Genomic DNA, 15,513 nt, shown 5'->3' with positions numbered 1-15,513 from the left:
GCTATGAGGGGAGGGGCACCCGGCGGATCGGCCCCAGGTCCCGACCCGCAGTCCGCCTCAGGTTGTAGGGGTGGGGACGGCCCGACCTCCTCTGGGTGGAGAGCCCTCGGGGCGGCCTCAGGGTCGGGGGACGGGGGACACCGCCTCCCCGGCCCGGCCGGGAGCCCCGCCCGGGGCGGGAACACCGGCCGCGCCGAGAACACCGCCCGAGCCGCTGAGCCGGGCCGATTCGGGAACCCCTGCCGAGCCGAGAAGCCCGGTCGAGCCGGTGATCCCTGCCGAGCCGGGAAGCCCGGTCGAGTCGGCGATCCCCGGCGTGCGGGCGGCCAGGGGGATGACGCGGGCGACGGGTGCGTCCATGGCGTTCCGGTCGATGGAGAGGCTGCGGCCGCCGTACGCCTCGGTGACATTGCCCGCGTACTGGTGGATCCGGGCGTGCGGCGTCCAGGCCTCCGGCTGCAGCACCGGCTCGGTGTACAGGGCGGGCCGCCCCAGCCAGCGCGCGAACCACATCACGGCCGGCAGGTCCTGCGTCCCCGCCCGCCGCTCCGCCTCGATGTCCTGCACCCCCGTGTCCGCGCTGCTGTAGTACCCGGGCACGTAGCCGAGGCGGCTCACCTCCCGGTTCCAGGCGCGGACGAAGGCGAGGGTGGTCGCGGCGCAGCCCGCGTCACCCGGGTCGTACGCCTCGATGTCGAGGTAGAGCGGGCTGCTCACGTCCAGACCCAGGGCCTGCGCGGCCCGTACGGCCTCACCCCCCTCGCGGGTGCCCTGGCTCACGGGGCTGCCGCCGATGGCGAACGGCCGCTTGGCGGCGGCGTTCACACACGGCGCCTGCGACCCGACGAACAGCGGGAGCAGCCGCCAGCCCATGGCATCGACGGAGGCGACCCAGGTGGGGTTCAGCTCCCGCTGGGTCGGGCAGCCGCGACCCCGTCCGCCGAAGTAGATCCCGACGGCCCCGTACGGCGAGCTCCGCCAGGCCTTCATCACCGTGAGGGACGGCGCCTCACAGGTGTCGAAGGCCCGCCCGACGTAGTGCACGAGGGCGGGGGCGGCGGCGTCGCCGCCGGATGCGGGGGCCGGGGCGGGAGTGGTGACGGGAGTGGTGGCGCGGGCGAGGGGACCGGCGGCGGGTGCGGGGGCCTCCGCCGCGGCGCGGTCGGGAGCGACGGCCGGCGCGGGGGCGCCGGCCAGGGCCGCCCCGGCCAGCGCCGCGACGACGGCCGCGACCATGATCCGCGCCCGGCGCCAGGTGCGGGACGGGGCCGCGCGTGCGGGAGCGGGCGGGGGAGTGGGCGCGGATGCGCGGGCGGGAGTGGGCTCCCGTCGTGGTGCGTGTGTGCTCATGGCGCGAGTGAAGGACCGCCCGCCCCGCACGGCCACCGCAGAGGCCGTCTCCTCAGCCGTCCGTGCCCAGGATCAACCCGGACGTGGGAACCCCCGTGCCCGCCGTGACCAAGGTCCGCTCCGCCCCGGGTATCTGGTTCACGGAGGTCCCGCGCAGCTGTCGGACCGCCTCCGCTATGCCGTTCATGCCGTGCAGATAGGCCTCACCGAGCTGCCCCCCGTGGGTGTTCAGCGGGAGCGCGTCCGCCGCGACGAAATCGGCGGCTTCCCCCGGACCGCAGAAGCCGAACTCCTCCAACTGCATGAGCACGAACGGGGTGAAGTGGTCGTAGAGGATGGCCACGTCCATCTCGCCCGGCGCGAGGCCGGAGCTCCGCCAGAGCTGCCGGGCCACGACCCCCATCTCCGGAAGTCCCGTCAGCTCGTCCCGGTAGAAGCTGGTCATCGCCTCCTGCTTCCGGCCGGCGCCCTGCGCCGCCGCCAGGATCACGGCCGGCGGACGCCGCAGGTCGCGGGCGCGCTCGGCTGAGGTGACGACGATCGCCTGGCCGCCGTCGGTCTCCTGGCAGCAGTCGAGGAGCCGGAGCGGTTCGACGATCCAGCGCGAGGCGGCGTGGTCCGCGAGGGTGATCGGCTTCCCGTGGAAGTAGGCCGCGGGGTTGCGGGCGGCATGGCGCCGGTCGGTGACGGCGACATGCCCGAAGGCGTCCGGGGTCAGCCCGTAGGTGTGCAGATACCGCTGGGCGATCATCGCGACCCAGGAGGCCGGGGTGAGCAGCCCGAAGGGCAGCTGCCAGCCGAGTGCGACGCCCTCGGCGGAGGGCTCGCGCTGCTGGACCCCGGAGCCGAAGCGCCGCCCGGAGCGCTCGTTGAACGCCCGGTAGCAGACGACGACCTCCGCGACCCCGGCGGCGACGGCGAGCGCGGCCTGCTGCACGGTGGCGCACGCTGCCCCGCCGCCGTAGTGGACGCGGGAGAAGAAGGACAGCTCGCCGATGCCGGACGCCTGGGCGACGGTGATCTCGGGGTTGGTGTCCATCGTGAAGGTGACCATGCCGTCGACGTCGGCGGGGGCGAGCCCGGCGTCGTCGAGGGCCGCGCGCACCGCCTCGACGGCGAGCGAGAGCTCGCTGCGGCCCGAGTCCTTGGAGAACTCGGTGGCCCCGATGCCCACCACGGCCGCCCGGCCGCCGAGGCCGTCCCGGGTGCGGAGGCTCATCGCGGCACCTCCACGGTGACCGTCCCCGTGACGTGGTGTCCGAGCCCGTTCGCACCGACGACCCGGACGTGTGCGGTGTCCCCGTCGACCTCGGTGACCGTGCCGGTCAGCACCATCGTGTCGCCGGGGTGGTTGGGGGCGCCGAGCCGGATGGCGACCCTGCGGAGGACGGCGCGCGGGCCGAAGTGGTCGGTGATGTAGCGGCCGACGAGGCCGTTGGTCGTGAGGATGTTCATGAAGATGTCCGGGGAGCCCTTCTCCCGGGCCAGTTCGGCGTCGTGGTGCACGTCCTGGTAGTCGCGGGAGGCGACGGCCCCGGCGACGATCAGGGTGCGGGTGATCGGGATCGTCAGCGGCGGCAGCTCGTCCCCGGGCTCCACGAGCTTCTCCGTGCCGGGCTTCATGAGAGGTCTCCTTGAGCGAGCAGGTCGCCGAGTTCGGCGAGGAGTTCGGTACCGCAGCCGAGATGGGCGTCGAGCTGTCTGCCCCACAGGAAGTGCCGGTGCACGGGGTGGTCGAGGTCCGCGCCCATGCCGCCGTGCAGATGCTGCCCGGCGTGCACGACCCGCTTCCCCGCCTCGGAGGCCCACCAGGCGGCGGTCAGGGCCGCCCCGCGGACGTCCAGGTCCTGGTCGTGGCGCCAGGCGGCCTCATAGGCGGTGACCCGGATGGTCTCGGTGTCCATGTGCGCGTCGGCGGCCCGCAGCTGTACCGCCTGACGGGTGGAGAGCGGGCGTCCGAACTGCTCCCGCACGGAGGTGTACTCCACGGCCCTGGCGAGCGATCCGGCGCAGACACCGGCCTGCAGTCCGGCGAAGGCGATCCGGGCGGAGGCGAGCACGTCCTCGTAGGCGCCGCCCGCCCCGAGCCGCTCTGCGGCGGCCCCGTCGAGGACGAGCCGGCCGGCGGACCAGGGCGCGGTGAGCTCGACGGGATCGACGCGGGCCGCGTCCTCGGTGCGGACCAGCCAGAGGGCACGGTCCTCGTCGGGGACCAGGACATGGGTGGCGTCCCTGAGCCACGGCACCCAGTCCACGGCCCCGCCGAGCCGCCCCCCGCGCGAGGTGACCGTCCCGGTCGCCGGGAAGGCTCCCGTCACCACCGTCGTACCGTCGCGGAGTCCGGGCAGGAGCCGGGCGCGCTGCTCCTCCGTGCCGTGCCGGGCGACGGCGAGGATCCCGTACACACAGGTCGCGGCGAACGGCACCTGGGCCGTCACGCGTCCCTGCTCCTCCAGGAGGAGGACCAGGCCGAGCAGACCGGTCTCCTCGACGGAGCCGGGCAGCCCGGCGGCGCAGAGGGCCTTCCAGAGCTCCGCGTCGCTGCCGGTGCCGGCCGTCCTGAGCCGCTCGTGGGTGGCGAGGTCGGCGAAGATCCGGGCGGCCAGCTCGCGGGCCGCCTCCTGCTCCTCGGTGGGGGTGAAGTCCATGTCAGTCCTCCCCTCCCGCGCGGAAGACGGGAAGCTCCAGCTCCTCGTCGACCCGCAGGAACTCCAGCCGCACCGGCATCCCGATCCGCACCTTGTCGTACGGCACCCCCACCACGTTGCTGATCATCCGTACGCCCTCGGCGAGTTCGACGAGACCCACCGCGTACGGCGGGTCGAAGGCCGGGAAGGACGGGTGGTGCATCACCACGTACGAGTAGACCGTCCCGGCGCCGCTCGCCTCGACCGTGTCCCACTCCGGCGAACCGCAGTCGGCGCACCCCGGCAGCCAGGGGAGACGGAGCACGGCGCAGTCGCCGCAGCGCTGGATGAGCAGCCGGTGCGCGGCCACGCCCTCCCAGAATCCGGCGTTGTCCCGGTTGACCACGGGCCGGGGCCGCCGGGGCTTCGGCTGCTTCGCCCCGCTCCCCGCGGTGGGGTCCGGCCTGCGCGGGCGGGTGACGGGCGCGTACTTGAGGATGCGGAAGCGGTGGGTGCCGGCCAGTTGCCCGCCGGCACGGACGTCGGTCCGGGTGGTGACGAAGTGCCCCGACCCCAGCTTGGTGGTCTTGAGGGCCGACACGGACTCGATGACGGTGTCGAAGGTGACCTCGTCGCCGGGGCGCAGCGGCCGCAGGTACTCCTGCTCGCAGTCGGTCGCGACCACCGACGTGTATCCGGCCCCGTCGAGGAGGGCGAACAGCTCCTCGTGGGCGGAGGAGCGGTCCGTGTGCCCCGAGAGACCGCCCATCGTCCAGGCCTGGAGCATCGTGGGCGGCGCGACGGCGTCGGGCCCCCGGTAGGCGGGGTGGTCGTCCCCCATGGCCTCGCACCAGTGCCGGATCATGGGCAGGTTGACCGGGTCCTTGCCGGTGCCGGCCGTCGCGGCGGACCGCCCCGCGAACTCCGCGAGCCGCTCGTACAGCCCGTCCGGCGACGGGTCCGGCCCGTCCTGGCTCCGTGTGAGGGTCATCGCCGGCCCCTCGCCTTCATGCCGAGCCGCATCCTCGCGACGATCTCGCGCTGCACCTCGCTCACCCCTCCCCCGAAGGTGTTGATCTGCGCGGCCCGGTTCATGCGCTCCAGCTCACCGCCGTCGAACTCCCCCGGCGACCCCGCTCGCACCGTCCCCGGCCCACCCGCGATCTCCTGACATATTCGATACACCTCCACCGCCGATTCGGTTCCCACGAACTTCACGCCGCTCGCGTCCCCCGGGGCCAGCCGGCCGGCCCCCACATCTGCCACCAAACGCCAGTTCAGCAGGCGTGTCGCGGCCAGCCGGGCATGGGCTTCGGCGGCTCGGATCCGCACCCACGGCTCGTCAATACGACGCCTGCCCGTCACCGGATCGGGGGTACGGGCCCGGTCGAGCACGGCGGCGAAGAAGTCCTCGGCCTGCATGCCGATCGCGGCGAGCGCGACCCGCTCGTGGTTGAGCTGGCTGGTGATGAGCCCCCAGCCCCCGTGCTCGGGCCCGACGAGGTTCCCGGCGGGGACCCGTATCCCGTCGTAGTAGGTGGCCGTGGTCGTCAGTCCGCCCACGGTCGCAATCGGGGTCCAGGAGAAGCCGGGGGCGTCGGTGGGGACGAGGACGATCGAGATGCCCCGGTGCGGAGGCGCGTCGGGATCGGTGCGGCAGGCGAGCCAGATCCAGTCGGCGTTCTGGGCGTTGGAGGTGAAGATCTTCTGGCCGTCGATCAGCCAGGACTCGCCGTCGCGGACGGCGCGGGTCCGGAGGGAGGCGAGGTCCGTGCCGGCCTCGGGCTCGCTGTACCCGATGGCGAAGACGGTCTCGCCGCGCAGGATCCGGGGCAGGAAGAAGGCCTTCTGCTCCTCGGTGCCATAGGCCATGAGGGTGGGGCCGACGGTGTTGAGCGTGACCATCGAGACGGGGGCGCCCGCGCGGTACGCCTCGTCGAAGAAGACGAACTGTTCGTCGGGACCGCGGCCCTGACCGCCGTACTCCTCGGGCCAGCCGAGACCGAGGAGCCCGTCGGCGCCGATCCGGCGGAGCAGCCGGCGCTGGGCGTCGGCGTCGGCGGCGGGCGGCGGACCGTCGGGCATCAGGTCCCGGAAGTACGCGCGGAGTTCGGCGCGCAGCCGCAGCTGCCGCTCGGTCGGGGCGAGGTGCACGGCGACGGCCTCCCGTGGAACGACTGAGGTTTCTGACTGTCCGTCAGATTCGGCGTTCCTGTCAAGGTCGACGACCGACCGCGCGCGCCCGTGGACGCACGAAGGACGGCCCGCGCGCCGGTACCGAAGTACCGCCGCGCAGGCCGTCGTTCACACCGCGGTCACGCCCCCCGTCGGGCCGGCTGCCGTGCTGGGGTGGTCACCACCACGGGTGGAAGTTGACCACCGCGTTGTTCTGGGCGATGTGGGTGAAGGCGGAGCCGTTCACGCTCGCCGTGTTGTTCTGGTTGGAGGCACCGGAACCGGTCGCCACCTGCTGCGTCGTGGTCGAGTTGCCGAAGTTGTCCCCGCCCACGCCGCTGCCGATGATCGTGGCGACGCTCGTGTTCGATCCGTCGTCCGCGAAACCACCGTTGTCGGCCTGGGCCACCCCGGTGAAGAGCGCGGCGGCGAGGGGCAGGGCGGCGGCAGCGGCGAGGATGCGGGCGGTACGGATGCTTGCCATGTCTGTTCCTCCGGGAACTGAAAGCTGGTGCTGTGCACGGAACTGCTCTGAAGTGCTCTGAAGTACGGCCATGTCCAAGGCAGTTGGCCGACCGCCCCGGTCGTTCGTGCTCGACGTCGCGAATCCAGAGTTGCCCACCGAATCCCCGGCGAACCACCCCGGACTGCCCGATTCCCCCGCAAGCGTGAGGACAAGCAGATAAACCCGGCGGCATCGATCAAAGGCCCAGCTCACCCGGGGGGAAGGGCATTCAGGACAGCGGCAGCCGTACGCCCCAAGAGAGGAAGCGTTCCGGCAGATTTTCCGCCAATCTCCCCGCCCGAAGATCGCGGCGGCGCGTCCCCGGCACGCAGAAACCGAACGCACGGACAGAACGAGAAGAAGGTTCGACCTACGGAGGCCCGGGAGCAGAGGCCGGGAGCGGAGACTCGGGGCTACGGAACGTCCCGCTCCCCCGCAGCCGCCTCGAAGGCCGCGTAGGCCGGGGCGTCGAAGAGGACGAACCGGACTTCCTCCACGTCGGTGGGGGTGGCTCGTACCGTCCGCACGGCGATCCTGGCGCCGTCGTCGATCGGCCAGCCGTAGATCCCGGTGGAGATGGCGGGGAACGCCACCGTGCGGTCGCCCGACTCGTCGGCGACCCGCAGGGATTCGCGGTAGCAGGAGGCCAGCAGCTCCGACCGGTCCTCGTCGCGCGACCAGACGGGGCCGACCGTGTGGATCACGTGCCGGGCCGGCAACCGCCCCGCCGTGGTCGCCACGGCCTGCCCGGTGGGCAGCCCCTTGCCGTAGTGCGAGCGGCGCAGGTCCTGGCAGGCGGCGAGGATCTCGGGGCCGCCCTTGCGGTGAATGGCGCCGTCGACCCCGCCGCCGCCCAGCAGCGAGGAGTTGGCGGCGTTCACGATCGCGTCGGCGGCCTCGGCGGTGATGTCCCCCTGCACGAGCACGATCCGCACCACGGCCACGCTCCTTCGTCCGGCCCCCGCCACTCCGACGCCCCATGAAACCCGAGGAACCCGCCCCACCGCATCCCGAGAAGTGCGTCACGGCCGCGGGTCCGGATCCCGAAAGGGCGCCCCGGATACCGACCCGGGGCGCCCTGACGGTCGCTTCGCGCCTCTCGCTACTGCTGCGGCGGGGGCTGGGGCGGAGAGTCCGGCTGCTGTCCCGTGCCTCCCAGTTGCTCCTTGAGCTTCTCCTGGGCGGTGTCGACCTGGCTGCTGTACTTGCTCTGCGTCTTCCCGTCGACGTGGTCGCCGGCCTTGTCGATGCCCTTGGAGGCCTGATCCTCGTGGCCCTTCAGCATTCCCTTGAGCTTGTCGAACACAGACATCCTGGCCCTCCTAGCCACTGTTCCAGCTCTTCCAGCATCACGGCACCACCCGGGTCCCGCATCCGCAGAGACGGCCCGGAAGGACCCCACAGGATGAGAAAGAGTGCTGTTGTCAGGCCGGGCTGCGTACCCCCGCCGTCACGGACGACGGGTGCGTGAGGCGACCGCAATGCCGGGAATGGGCTGGCGGGGAGCAGCTGCTACCGCGATGGGACGTCGGCCGGTGTGGTCGCGCCGCTCGGTACCGGTCTCGTCGTGGCTGATGACCGCGTCGTTCAAAGGAAGTGCTCAATGCCCCGACGGCGCCGGAGGGCACTGACAGCTCAAGGCCCAGACCCTCCACCGAACTCAATCCGCATGCCTCGGGCTACATTCGCCAGATGAGCACCGAGGAGCGAGTGAGCTGCGCGTTCTGCATGGAAGCCACTGACGTCGGCCCTTGTGGTGATGGCGTCACATTGGAGATCACGCGGGCCGGGGAACAGAGCACGCAATTCGTCTGGTCCCACCTGAGCTGTCTGGACGAGCACCTTCACAAGCAGATCACCCGGGGCCCATGGCTCGACGACTAGAAGCGTGCCACTCCCGTGCCCGATCGAGCAGGGAACCTCGGGGAACACCGGGCGATCACGGTGCGCAGACACCGAAGCGGCCCCCGACGAAGTTTCCTGGTCAGGGGCCGTTTCATCTGGCGGTGGGTGTGGGATTTGAACCCACGGTGACTCGCGCCACGACGGTTTTCAAGACCGTTCCCTTAGGCCGCTCGGGCAACCCACCCCGCGCCGGCGGTGTGTCCACGTGCGGCGCGGGGGACAGCCTAGCCGGTCAGCTGTCGCCGGTGCGTTCGCCGAGGGTGACCGTGGCCGTGGAGGTCTTGCCGTCGCGCTCGTAGGTGATCTTGACCTGGTCGCCCGGCTTGTGGGTCCAGATCTCACTGATCAGGGAGGGACCGCTGTCGATCTGGTGGTCGCCGAAGCCCGTGATCACGTCACCGGCCTTCAGCCCCGCCTTCGCCGCCGGACCGTCGGGGGTCACCGACGGGGTGCCGCCCGAGCCCTGGGAGGCGATCGTCGCGCCCTCGCCCTGCTCCTGCATGTTCACCGTCGCGCCGATCACCGGGTACACCGGCCTGCCCGTCCTGATCAGCTGCTGGGCCACGTTCTTCGCCTGGTTCACCGGGATCGCGAAGCCCAGGCCGATCGAGCCCGCCTGGGACTGGCCGAAGCCGCTACCGGTGGACTGGATGGCCGAGTTGATGCCGATGACGGCGCCGCTCGCGTCGAGCAGGGGCCCGCCCGAGTTGCCCGGGTTGATCGACGCGTCCGTCTGCAGAGCGCTCATGTACGAGTTGCTGCCGCCCGAACCGTCGCCCGAGGCGACCGGGCGGTTCTTGGCGCTGATGATGCCCGTGGTCACCGTGTTCGACAGCCCGAAGGGCGCGCCGATCGCGATCGTCGAGTCGCCGACCGCCACCTTGTCGGAGTCGCCGAGCGGCAGCGGCTTCAGCCCCTTCGGCGCGTTCGTGAGCTTCAGTACGGCCACGTCGTAGCCCTCGGCCCGGCCGACGACCTCCGCGTCGTACGACTTGCCGTCCGGGAACGTCACGGACAGCGTGCCGCCGTCCGCCGCCGACGCCACCACGTGGTTGTTGGTGACGATGTGGCCCTCCTGGTCGTACACGAAGCCCGTGCCCGTGCCGCCCTCGCCCTGCGAACCGCCCGACTTCGCCTGGATGGTGACCACGCTCGGCAGCGCCTTCGCGGCGACCGCCGCGACCGTCCCGGGCTCGCGCTTGAACGACGCCGGGGCCTCGCCCGAGGAGACCGTCGTGGAGCTCACGCCCTCGTCACCTCGCTGGGCGGCCCAGTAGCCGATGCCACCGCCGATGCCACCGGCGACGAGCGCCGCGACCAGGACCGCCGCCACCAGGCCGCCGGTCCGCCGGCGCGGCGCCGCGGGGGCGGCGGGCGCGGGCGGGAGCGGGGCGCCCCAGGCGGGCACGGTCGGCGGGGGCGGCGGCCAGCCGGCTCCCGCGGCGGCCGGGGTGGGGGTGGGGGTGGGCACGGTCGCGGTCGGTTCCGGCGCGGGGGCCGGGGCCGGGGCCGGGGCCTGGGCCTGGGCCTGGGCCTGGGCCGGGGGCGCCTCCGGGACCGGGGACTGCGCGACCGTCGGGGCGTCCGACGGGGTGGGCGCGGGGGCCGGCTCGGCGGCCGGCACCGACGCCGAGGGAGTCGTCGGAGGCGTCGGAGGCGTCGGAGGGGTGGACGGAGTGGACGGGGCAACCGGGTGGTCCGCCGGTACCGCCGTGCCCTCGTTCTCGGTGCTCACAGCTCGCTCTCCTCGTTGACTGCGCGGGGTGGGGTGGTGGTACCTACTGGTCACCTACGGGATCCAGGGTGCTGCACCAGCTTTTCCCACAGGACGTCAGGCCGCTGTAAGGCGGAGCTGTGCGTTCACCCCCCTACCTTTATATACGGACAGAACGGACAGCTTCCGGTGTGCCCGCTCCGCCCCGCCAATGGCACCATGACGCCGTGACTCACGCACGGCAGCACCCGAACAGCGTCCCCCTCCAGGTCGTCGCCCACCGTGGAGCCTCCGAGGACGCACCGGAACACACTCTGGCCGCCTATGTGAAGGCCATCGAGGACGGCGCCGACGCCCTGGAATGCGACGTCAGGCTCACCGCCGACGGCCATCTCGTCTGCGTCCACGACCGCCGCGTCGACCGCACGTCGAACGGCCGCGGCGCCGTCTCCGCCCTGGAACTCGCCGATCTCGCCACCCTCGACTTCGGCACCTGGAAGGGCCGCGACGACTCCGGAGAGAGCCCCGACTGGCGCGACCCCGGGTACACCTCCGTCCTCACCCTGGAGCGGCTCCTGGAGCTGGTCTCCGACGCCGGGCGCCGGGTCGAGCTGGCCATCGAGACCAAGCACCCCACCCGCTGGGCGGGCCAGGTCGAGGAGCGGCTGCTCCAGCTCCTCAAGCGTTTCGGCCTGGACGCGCCCGCGTCCCCCGCCGAATCCCCCGTACGCGTCATGAGCTTCTCGGCCCGCTCGCTGCACCGGATCGCCGCCGCATCCCCGACCCTCCCCACCGTCTCCCTCGCCCAGTTCGTCTCGCCGCGGCTGCGCGACGGACGGCTCCCCGCGGGCGCGCGCATCGCCGGGCCGTCGATCCGGATCGTCCGCCACCACCCGGCCGTGATCCTGCGGCTCCAGAAGGCCGGGCACCAGGTTCACGTCTGGACCGTGGACGAGGCCGAGGACGTCGAGCTCTGCGAGCGCCTCGGTGTGGACGCGATCATCACCAACCGCCCCAAGCAGGTGCTCTCCCAGCTGCGCCGCGACTGAGCGTTTCAGCGTCTCAGGCCCCCTCTTTCCCTTGCGCCACAAAGCTTCACAGGGCTTACAGGGAGTGCACCGGCGCGTTCCGCGCGTACGCGATCGTCACGAGTGCCTCATCGCACACGGACTGGCCGGTTTCCGGTCCAGGCCATTGGGGCATTCACACGGTGGCGTGGGGCAAAGGAGGTCTCGGGGGTGGCGTTGGTGGTGGCACAGGAGGTGCCCACGTCGTCGAGCATGGCCGTACCCCATGGCCCTGCGGGCGTGGGTGAGGCGAGACACCGGATGCGGGACGAGCTGTACCGCAGCGGGGTGTCCGAATCGGTCGTCGACGACGCGGTGCTGATCCTTTCCGAGTTGCTCAGCAACGCCTGCCGGTACGGCAGGCCGCTGGGGCACGCGGATCGGGGCGACGGGGATGTACGGGCGGCGTGGCGGGTGGACCCGGCGGGCGGCCTCAGAGTCGAGGTCACGGACGGAGGCGGTCCGACCCGGCCCGTTCCGGCGACGCCGTCGGTCACCGCACGAGGCGGCCGCGGGCTGAACATCATCAGCGCGCTGGCCCAGGACTGGGGCGTACGGGACAGCGCGACCGGCGAGGTCACGGTCTGGGTGGTGGTGACCGAGGGCCACCGCCGCGAGGACTTCGCGTCCCGCGTCGGCGGCGGCTCCCGCTTCGACATCCTGGACGCGTACGACGACCTGGATTGACGACGTACGACGGCCGGATCGGCTTCGCACGCCACCCGGATCGGCTTCGCATGACAACCGGATCCGCCTCGCACGACAACCCGGATCGACGTCATACGAGATACGAGGATCCCGACCGCGGCCGCTGAGCCAGGCGCCGTACGAGGATCCCGACCGCGGCCGCTGAGCCAGGCGCCGTACGAGGATCCCGGCCGCAGCCGCTGATCCCGGCGCCGTACGGGGGTTCCGGCGGCGCACGGCGATCGGCGGTTCCGGCCCCGCACGGCGCCCCGTGGCCGCGCCCCCTCCCAGGGGCAGCGGCCCGCCTGAAGGGCGTCGGTGCGCGGTGCGGCTAGGCTCGCGCCCGGAACAAGCACCGCACCGCCGCGATCGGGAGAAAGCCACACCATGGCCAAGAAGCGCCCCCAGACGAAGGCCGGCAAGACCGGTCAGGCACAGGTCACGAACGGGGAGATCCCGGTCGTCGGGGCGCGCGAGCCGTGCCCGTGCGGTTCGGGCCGCCGCTACAAGGCGTGTCACGGCCGGGCCGCCGCGCACGCCGTGACCGAGCTCGTCCAGCGCCCCTTCGAGGGCCTGGCCGGTGAGTGCGACTGGGTCGCGCTGCGCGAGCTGGTGCCCGCCGCCACCGTGCCGCTCACCCTCAAGGGCGGGCTCCCGGAGGGCGTTCCCTCCGTGACGCTCGCGACCGTGCTGCCGATGGCGTGGCCCGCGCTCCGCCGTGACGACGGCTCCGTCCTGCTCGCCCTGCAGAACGACTCCACCTCCGGCGACCTCGCCCGCGACCTCGCCGACACCCTCCAGCGCGCCCTGGAGACCGAGCCGGGCACCCCGGTCCCGCCGCGCCGCGTCCCGGCGGAGGGCCCGCGTCTGCAGGACCTGCTCGACGCGGACGCCGCGTTCGCCCCGGAGGTCCACTCGGGCTTCGAGTTCTGGATCCCGCAGTCCTCGGACGGCGCAGACCCGGAGGTCGCCGCCTCCCTGGAGCGGGCCAACGCGGCCGCGATCCCGACCGTGAAGCTGGCGAGCGTCGACGCGGCGTACTGGTGCGAGACCCCGGACAAGAACCACCTGCGCTGGGTCATGCCGTACCCGGAGGAGAAGCTCCTCGACGCGCTCGCCCGCCTCCAGGCCGCCGGCGGCACCTCCATCGGCGCGGGCACCCGCCTCGTCGGTTCGTTCCGCGCGCACGGACTGATGGTGCCGGTCTGGGACCTGCCGACCGCGATGACCGCCGAGGAGTGCGAGAAGCCGGCCGCCGAGTTCGCCGAGCGGCTGACCGAGGCGCTCGCCTCGGACGCTCCGCTCACCGCGGAGGAGCGGCGCGCGCGTGGCGGCCTCACGAACCGTCAGGTGACTCTCAGCTGATACCCCGCGTGGTATCGGTGACTGACAGACCGACCAGTCGGTGACTTCCGCCACAACCCGGTCTGCGGACGGGTAAATCCCTGTCCGAATAACCGAGATCGAATTTGCGAACAGCAGATCTCTTGTTACCGTTCTGGAAGCCCGGTCGCTGGTGCATCCCCCGTCGCCAGCGATCGGGCCTTTCCATGTCCGCCTCCGGCAGGTCCGGGGCGCCGACGCTCAACTTCCTTCGCTGCCCGCCGTGTTGCTGCCCGCCCGCAGCAGCAGCGGAGTGTTGCCCCCCTCGCCGGCACCGGCGAATTCCGCTACCGCCGTATAGGCCGTGGCCACCCCTTGGCCCCGCTCCCTTGGTGTTTCACAGGTTCCCGGTTCGTCCTGCGCGGCGACCGGGCAGCGGACCTGTACGGTCCGCCCGCCGGGTGCCATGAGGGTCAGAAACGCGTCGAGATTCTGGCCGGTCGCGTTCCGGTAGTACGTACGCCCCCAGGTGTCGGGACCCTCCGCCAGGACGCAGGTCTGCGCCTCGACCCCCTCGGGAGAGGCGAGTTCCGGCCCACAGTTCGTGACCCGCTCCGGGGACGCCGGAGCGGCGGCGGCGTTACGGGGAGTGACGGGGGTGTTGGGGGAGTCAGGGGTGGCCGGATCGGCGGCGGGCTCCGAACGGGAACCCAGGCCGAGCCCCTTCAGCAGGTCCCCGGGCTTCGCGTCGGCGTCGGCCGCGCCGGCCTCACCCGCCTGCCGTGCGGACCCACCCGCCACGGGCTCGCCCGTCGGCCCCGCCATCGCGACCAGCGGCAGCAGCACGGCGACCGTGACGGCGGCCCCGAGTCCCACCACGCGGAGGTTCACCGGACCCATGCGCCCCACCTGCTCCTGCTCGGCTGGAGATCTTGAACGGTGGGGTGAACATAGCGGCGGCAGACGGGCGCGCGGCCGGCCGCGCGCCCGTTTCCCGTACAAGTCGGACCAGGACACACCCGTTCGGGTGAAGGGCGTCCCGCTCGGGACGCCGCCCCTCAGTACGCCAGCCGGCTCCCGCCGCCCGGCGTGCTCGTGCTCGCCTCCACCAGGGCGTCGACGACCGCCTCCACGTCCGGCAGCCACGGCCGGGCCGAGCCCGTGAGCGGGGCCCGCTCCCAGCGGACCTGTCCGGTCCCGGCGACCGAGGGCGGCAGGAGCAGATAGCCGCCCTCCCCGTGGAAGCGCAGCGAGCTGGGGACGCTGTCCTTCGCGTACAGCAGCTCGCCGAGCCGTTCGAGGCCGTACGGGGCCACGAGGATCGACCATCGCGTCGGGGTCGCGACCACCGGGCCGAGCCGCATGCCCATGGCGTCGAGCGCGGCGAGCGCCCGCGCTCCCGCGACCGCGGGCAGGCTGACCGCGCAGGGCGCGCCGCCGCCCGTGGCGAGCACCACCGGGGCGTCCGGGCGCCGGGTCCACCACCAGCGGATCATCCGCTCGTCCGTGGTGGCCGCGAGCAGTCCGGGGTCGTAGGGGTGCGCGCCGGGCACCACGCACTCGGGGTCGGGGCAGGAGCACGCGGCCCCCGCGGACGTGCGGGTCGTCGCTCTCAGGCCCGCTCCCGGCAGGACGGGCCAGTCCCATTCGACGGCGAAGGTGATCGCCGCGTCGAGCCGGGCGGTCCTCGCCTTGCGCCGGAACCGGAGCCTGCGTCGCCTTCCGAGGATCTCGCGCATGAGCGCTCGTTCCTTTCCGTTGAACGCCGAATCCACATCACACCATGTGCAGGACACTTCACCGTGCGTATCAGCGCGTACCGGGTCGGCGGGATGGCGGGCCCTGTCGGAGCGGGGCCGGCCGTGCCGGAACCAGGTGGAACCACGTGGAAACCAGATGGAGCGGTTCAGTACCAGGTGGAGCCAGGTCAGAACGAGGTGGAGCCAGGTCAGCACCAGGGGCGGGTCAGAACACGTTCCCCGCCACTCGGTGACGGGCTGCGGCCTGCGGCATGTAAGACGCCGGGGTTCCGCGTCGCGTTCCGGGGCAGCTCCAACTGCCCCTGCCTGTCACCGATTACGTACCCAGCACGCTCGGAATGACGCGCTTTCAAACGACGCCAGTCGACCGCAAAAGGTGCACACCGGGGACAATTTTCGG

The 15,513-nt window shown here is 72.5% G+C and carries 16 protein-coding genes and 1 tRNA gene; 4 read left to right on the top strand and 13 right to left on the bottom strand.

Annotated elements, in window-relative coordinates; genetic code table 11:
* Nucleotides 1–117: 117 nt before the first annotated feature.
* The 9 genes from ACFQ79_RS01075 to ACFQ79_RS01035 form a co-directional block, all read right to left on the bottom strand.
* The gene (locus ACFQ79_RS01075) at nucleotides 118–1,350 is read right to left on the bottom strand and encodes a DUF1906 domain-containing protein (RefSeq protein WP_383578576.1); all 1,233 of its coding nucleotides are present in this window, start codon (nucleotides 1,348–1,350) and stop codon (nucleotides 118–120) included.
* 52 nt (nucleotides 1,351–1,402) lie between these two features.
* Nucleotides 1,403–2,569 carry a lipid-transfer protein gene (locus ACFQ79_RS01070; RefSeq protein WP_383578573.1) on the bottom strand — a complete coding sequence of 389 codons (1,167 nt, stop codon included), beginning with the start codon at nucleotides 2,567–2,569 and terminating at the stop codon, nucleotides 1,403–1,405.
* Nucleotides 2,566–2,973 carry a MaoC family dehydratase gene (locus ACFQ79_RS01065; RefSeq protein ID WP_383578570.1) on the bottom strand — a complete coding sequence of 136 codons (408 nt, stop codon included), beginning with the start codon at nucleotides 2,971–2,973 and terminating at the stop codon, nucleotides 2,566–2,568. The genes ACFQ79_RS01070 and ACFQ79_RS01065 overlap by 4 nt, the downstream gene beginning before the upstream one ends.
* A complete protein-coding gene (locus ACFQ79_RS01060) occupies nucleotides 2,970–3,998 on the bottom strand; it encodes an acyl-CoA dehydrogenase family protein (RefSeq protein ID WP_383578568.1) in 1,029 nt (342 codons plus the stop codon). Before ACFQ79_RS01060 ends, ACFQ79_RS01065 begins: the two co-directional genes overlap by 4 nt.
* 1 nt (nucleotide 3,999) lies before the next feature.
* Complete coding sequence (locus ACFQ79_RS01055) at nucleotides 4,000–4,968, bottom strand: bifunctional MaoC family dehydratase N-terminal/OB-fold nucleic acid binding domain-containing protein (RefSeq protein ID WP_383578565.1); 969 nt, start codon at nucleotides 4,966–4,968, stop codon at nucleotides 4,000–4,002.
* Nucleotides 4,965–6,131: an acyl-CoA dehydrogenase family protein gene (locus ACFQ79_RS01050; protein WP_383578562.1), complete on the bottom strand. Its 1,167-nt coding sequence runs from the start codon at nucleotides 6,129–6,131 to the stop codon at nucleotides 4,965–4,967. The genes ACFQ79_RS01055 and ACFQ79_RS01050 overlap by 4 nt, the downstream gene beginning before the upstream one ends.
* A 199-nt stretch (nucleotides 6,132–6,330) precedes the next feature.
* Entirely contained in the window at nucleotides 6,331–6,636 is a 306-nt protein-coding gene (locus ACFQ79_RS01045; protein ID WP_150161174.1) for a hypothetical protein, read from the bottom strand.
* Between the two features lie 434 nt (nucleotides 6,637–7,070).
* Nucleotides 7,071–7,595, bottom strand: coding sequence for an O-acetyl-ADP-ribose deacetylase (locus ACFQ79_RS01040; RefSeq protein ID WP_383578560.1), 525 nt, complete (start codon nucleotides 7,593–7,595; stop codon nucleotides 7,071–7,073).
* Nucleotides 7,596–7,759: 164 nt separating this feature from the next.
* Nucleotides 7,760–7,969, bottom strand: coding sequence for an antitoxin (locus ACFQ79_RS01035; protein WP_383578558.1), 210 nt, complete (start codon nucleotides 7,967–7,969; stop codon nucleotides 7,760–7,762).
* Between the two features lie 380 nt (nucleotides 7,970–8,349).
* Here ACFQ79_RS01035 and ACFQ79_RS01030 point away from each other — a divergent pair, with 380 nt between their 5' ends.
* A complete protein-coding gene (locus ACFQ79_RS01030) occupies nucleotides 8,350–8,541 on the top strand; it encodes a hypothetical protein (protein ID WP_383578556.1) in 192 nt (63 codons plus the stop codon).
* A gap of 117 nt (nucleotides 8,542–8,658) precedes the next feature.
* Here ACFQ79_RS01030 and ACFQ79_RS01025 read toward each other — a convergent pair.
* Together ACFQ79_RS01025 and ACFQ79_RS01020 are read right to left on the bottom strand one after the other, a co-directional pair.
* Nucleotides 8,659–8,746 (bottom strand) — tRNA-Ser (locus tag ACFQ79_RS01025).
* Nucleotides 8,747–8,794: 48 nt separating this feature from the next.
* Nucleotides 8,795–10,297, bottom strand: a complete 1,503-nt coding sequence (locus tag ACFQ79_RS01020; protein WP_383578554.1) for a S1C family serine protease — start codon at nucleotides 10,295–10,297, stop codon at nucleotides 8,795–8,797.
* A gap of 206 nt (nucleotides 10,298–10,503) precedes the next feature.
* On the opposite strand from ACFQ79_RS01020, the gene ACFQ79_RS01015 reads away from it, so the two are divergent.
* From ACFQ79_RS01015 to ACFQ79_RS01005, 3 genes are all read left to right on the top strand, one after another.
* Nucleotides 10,504–11,325: a glycerophosphodiester phosphodiesterase gene (locus ACFQ79_RS01015; protein WP_383578552.1), complete on the top strand. Its 822-nt coding sequence runs from the start codon at nucleotides 10,504–10,506 to the stop codon at nucleotides 11,323–11,325.
* A 102-nt stretch (nucleotides 11,326–11,427) separates the two neighbouring features.
* On the top strand, nucleotides 11,428–12,030 hold the full coding sequence (locus ACFQ79_RS01010) for an ATP-binding protein (protein ID WP_383578549.1): 603 nt from the start codon (nucleotides 11,428–11,430) through the stop codon (nucleotides 12,028–12,030).
* Between the two features lie 387 nt (nucleotides 12,031–12,417).
* Nucleotides 12,418–13,395: a DUF5926 family protein gene (locus ACFQ79_RS01005; RefSeq protein ID WP_383578547.1), complete on the top strand. Its 978-nt coding sequence runs from the start codon at nucleotides 12,418–12,420 to the stop codon at nucleotides 13,393–13,395.
* Nucleotides 13,396–13,614: 219 nt separating this feature from the next.
* On the opposite strand, the gene ACFQ79_RS01000 is transcribed toward ACFQ79_RS01005, so the two are convergent.
* Together ACFQ79_RS01000 and ACFQ79_RS00995 are read right to left on the bottom strand one after the other, a co-directional pair.
* Nucleotides 13,615–14,253: a hypothetical protein gene (locus ACFQ79_RS01000; protein ID WP_383578545.1), complete on the bottom strand. Its 639-nt coding sequence runs from the start codon at nucleotides 14,251–14,253 to the stop codon at nucleotides 13,615–13,617.
* A 158-nt stretch (nucleotides 14,254–14,411) separates the two neighbouring features.
* Nucleotides 14,412–15,092, bottom strand: coding sequence for a bifunctional DNA primase/polymerase (locus ACFQ79_RS00995; protein WP_383578543.1), 681 nt, complete (start codon nucleotides 15,090–15,092; stop codon nucleotides 14,412–14,414).
* Between the last annotated feature and the right edge of the window lie 421 nt (nucleotides 15,093–15,513).

The sequence above is a fragment of the Streptomyces sp. NPDC056480 genome (genome assembly GCF_042795405.1).
Lineage (GTDB): Bacteria > Actinomycetota > Actinomycetes > Streptomycetales > Streptomycetaceae > Streptomyces.
This window is presented reverse-complemented; position numbering and strand designations above follow the sequence as displayed.

Coding starts and splice junctions, on each gene's coding strand:
- ACFQ79_RS00995 (WP_383578543.1), bottom strand. CDS start 15,092: ATGCGCGAGATCCTCGGAAGGCGACGCAGGCTCCGGTTCCGGCGCAAG.
- ACFQ79_RS01030 (WP_383578556.1), top strand. CDS start 8,350: ATGAGCACCGAGGAGCGAGTGAGCTGCGCGTTCTGCATGGAAGCCACT.
- ACFQ79_RS01075 (WP_383578576.1), bottom strand. CDS start 1,350: ATGAGCACACACGCACCACGACGGGAGCCCACTCCCGCCCGCGCATCC.
- ACFQ79_RS01000 (WP_383578545.1), bottom strand. CDS start 14,253: ATGGGTCCGGTGAACCTCCGCGTGGTGGGACTCGGGGCCGCCGTCACG.
- ACFQ79_RS01060 (WP_383578568.1), bottom strand. CDS start 3,998: ATGGACTTCACCCCCACCGAGGAGCAGGAGGCGGCCCGCGAGCTGGCC.
- ACFQ79_RS01045 (WP_150161174.1), bottom strand. CDS start 6,636: ATGGCAAGCATCCGTACCGCCCGCATCCTCGCCGCTGCCGCCGCCCTG.
- ACFQ79_RS01035 (WP_383578558.1), bottom strand. CDS start 7,969: ATGTCTGTGTTCGACAAGCTCAAGGGAATGCTGAAGGGCCACGAGGAT.
- ACFQ79_RS01065 (WP_383578570.1), bottom strand. CDS start 2,973: ATGAAGCCCGGCACGGAGAAGCTCGTGGAGCCCGGGGACGAGCTGCCG.
- ACFQ79_RS01055 (WP_383578565.1), bottom strand. CDS start 4,968: ATGACCCTCACACGGAGCCAGGACGGGCCGGACCCGTCGCCGGACGGG.
- ACFQ79_RS01070 (WP_383578573.1), bottom strand. CDS start 2,569: ATGAGCCTCCGCACCCGGGACGGCCTCGGCGGCCGGGCGGCCGTGGTG.
- ACFQ79_RS01005 (WP_383578547.1), top strand. CDS start 12,418: ATGGCCAAGAAGCGCCCCCAGACGAAGGCCGGCAAGACCGGTCAGGCA.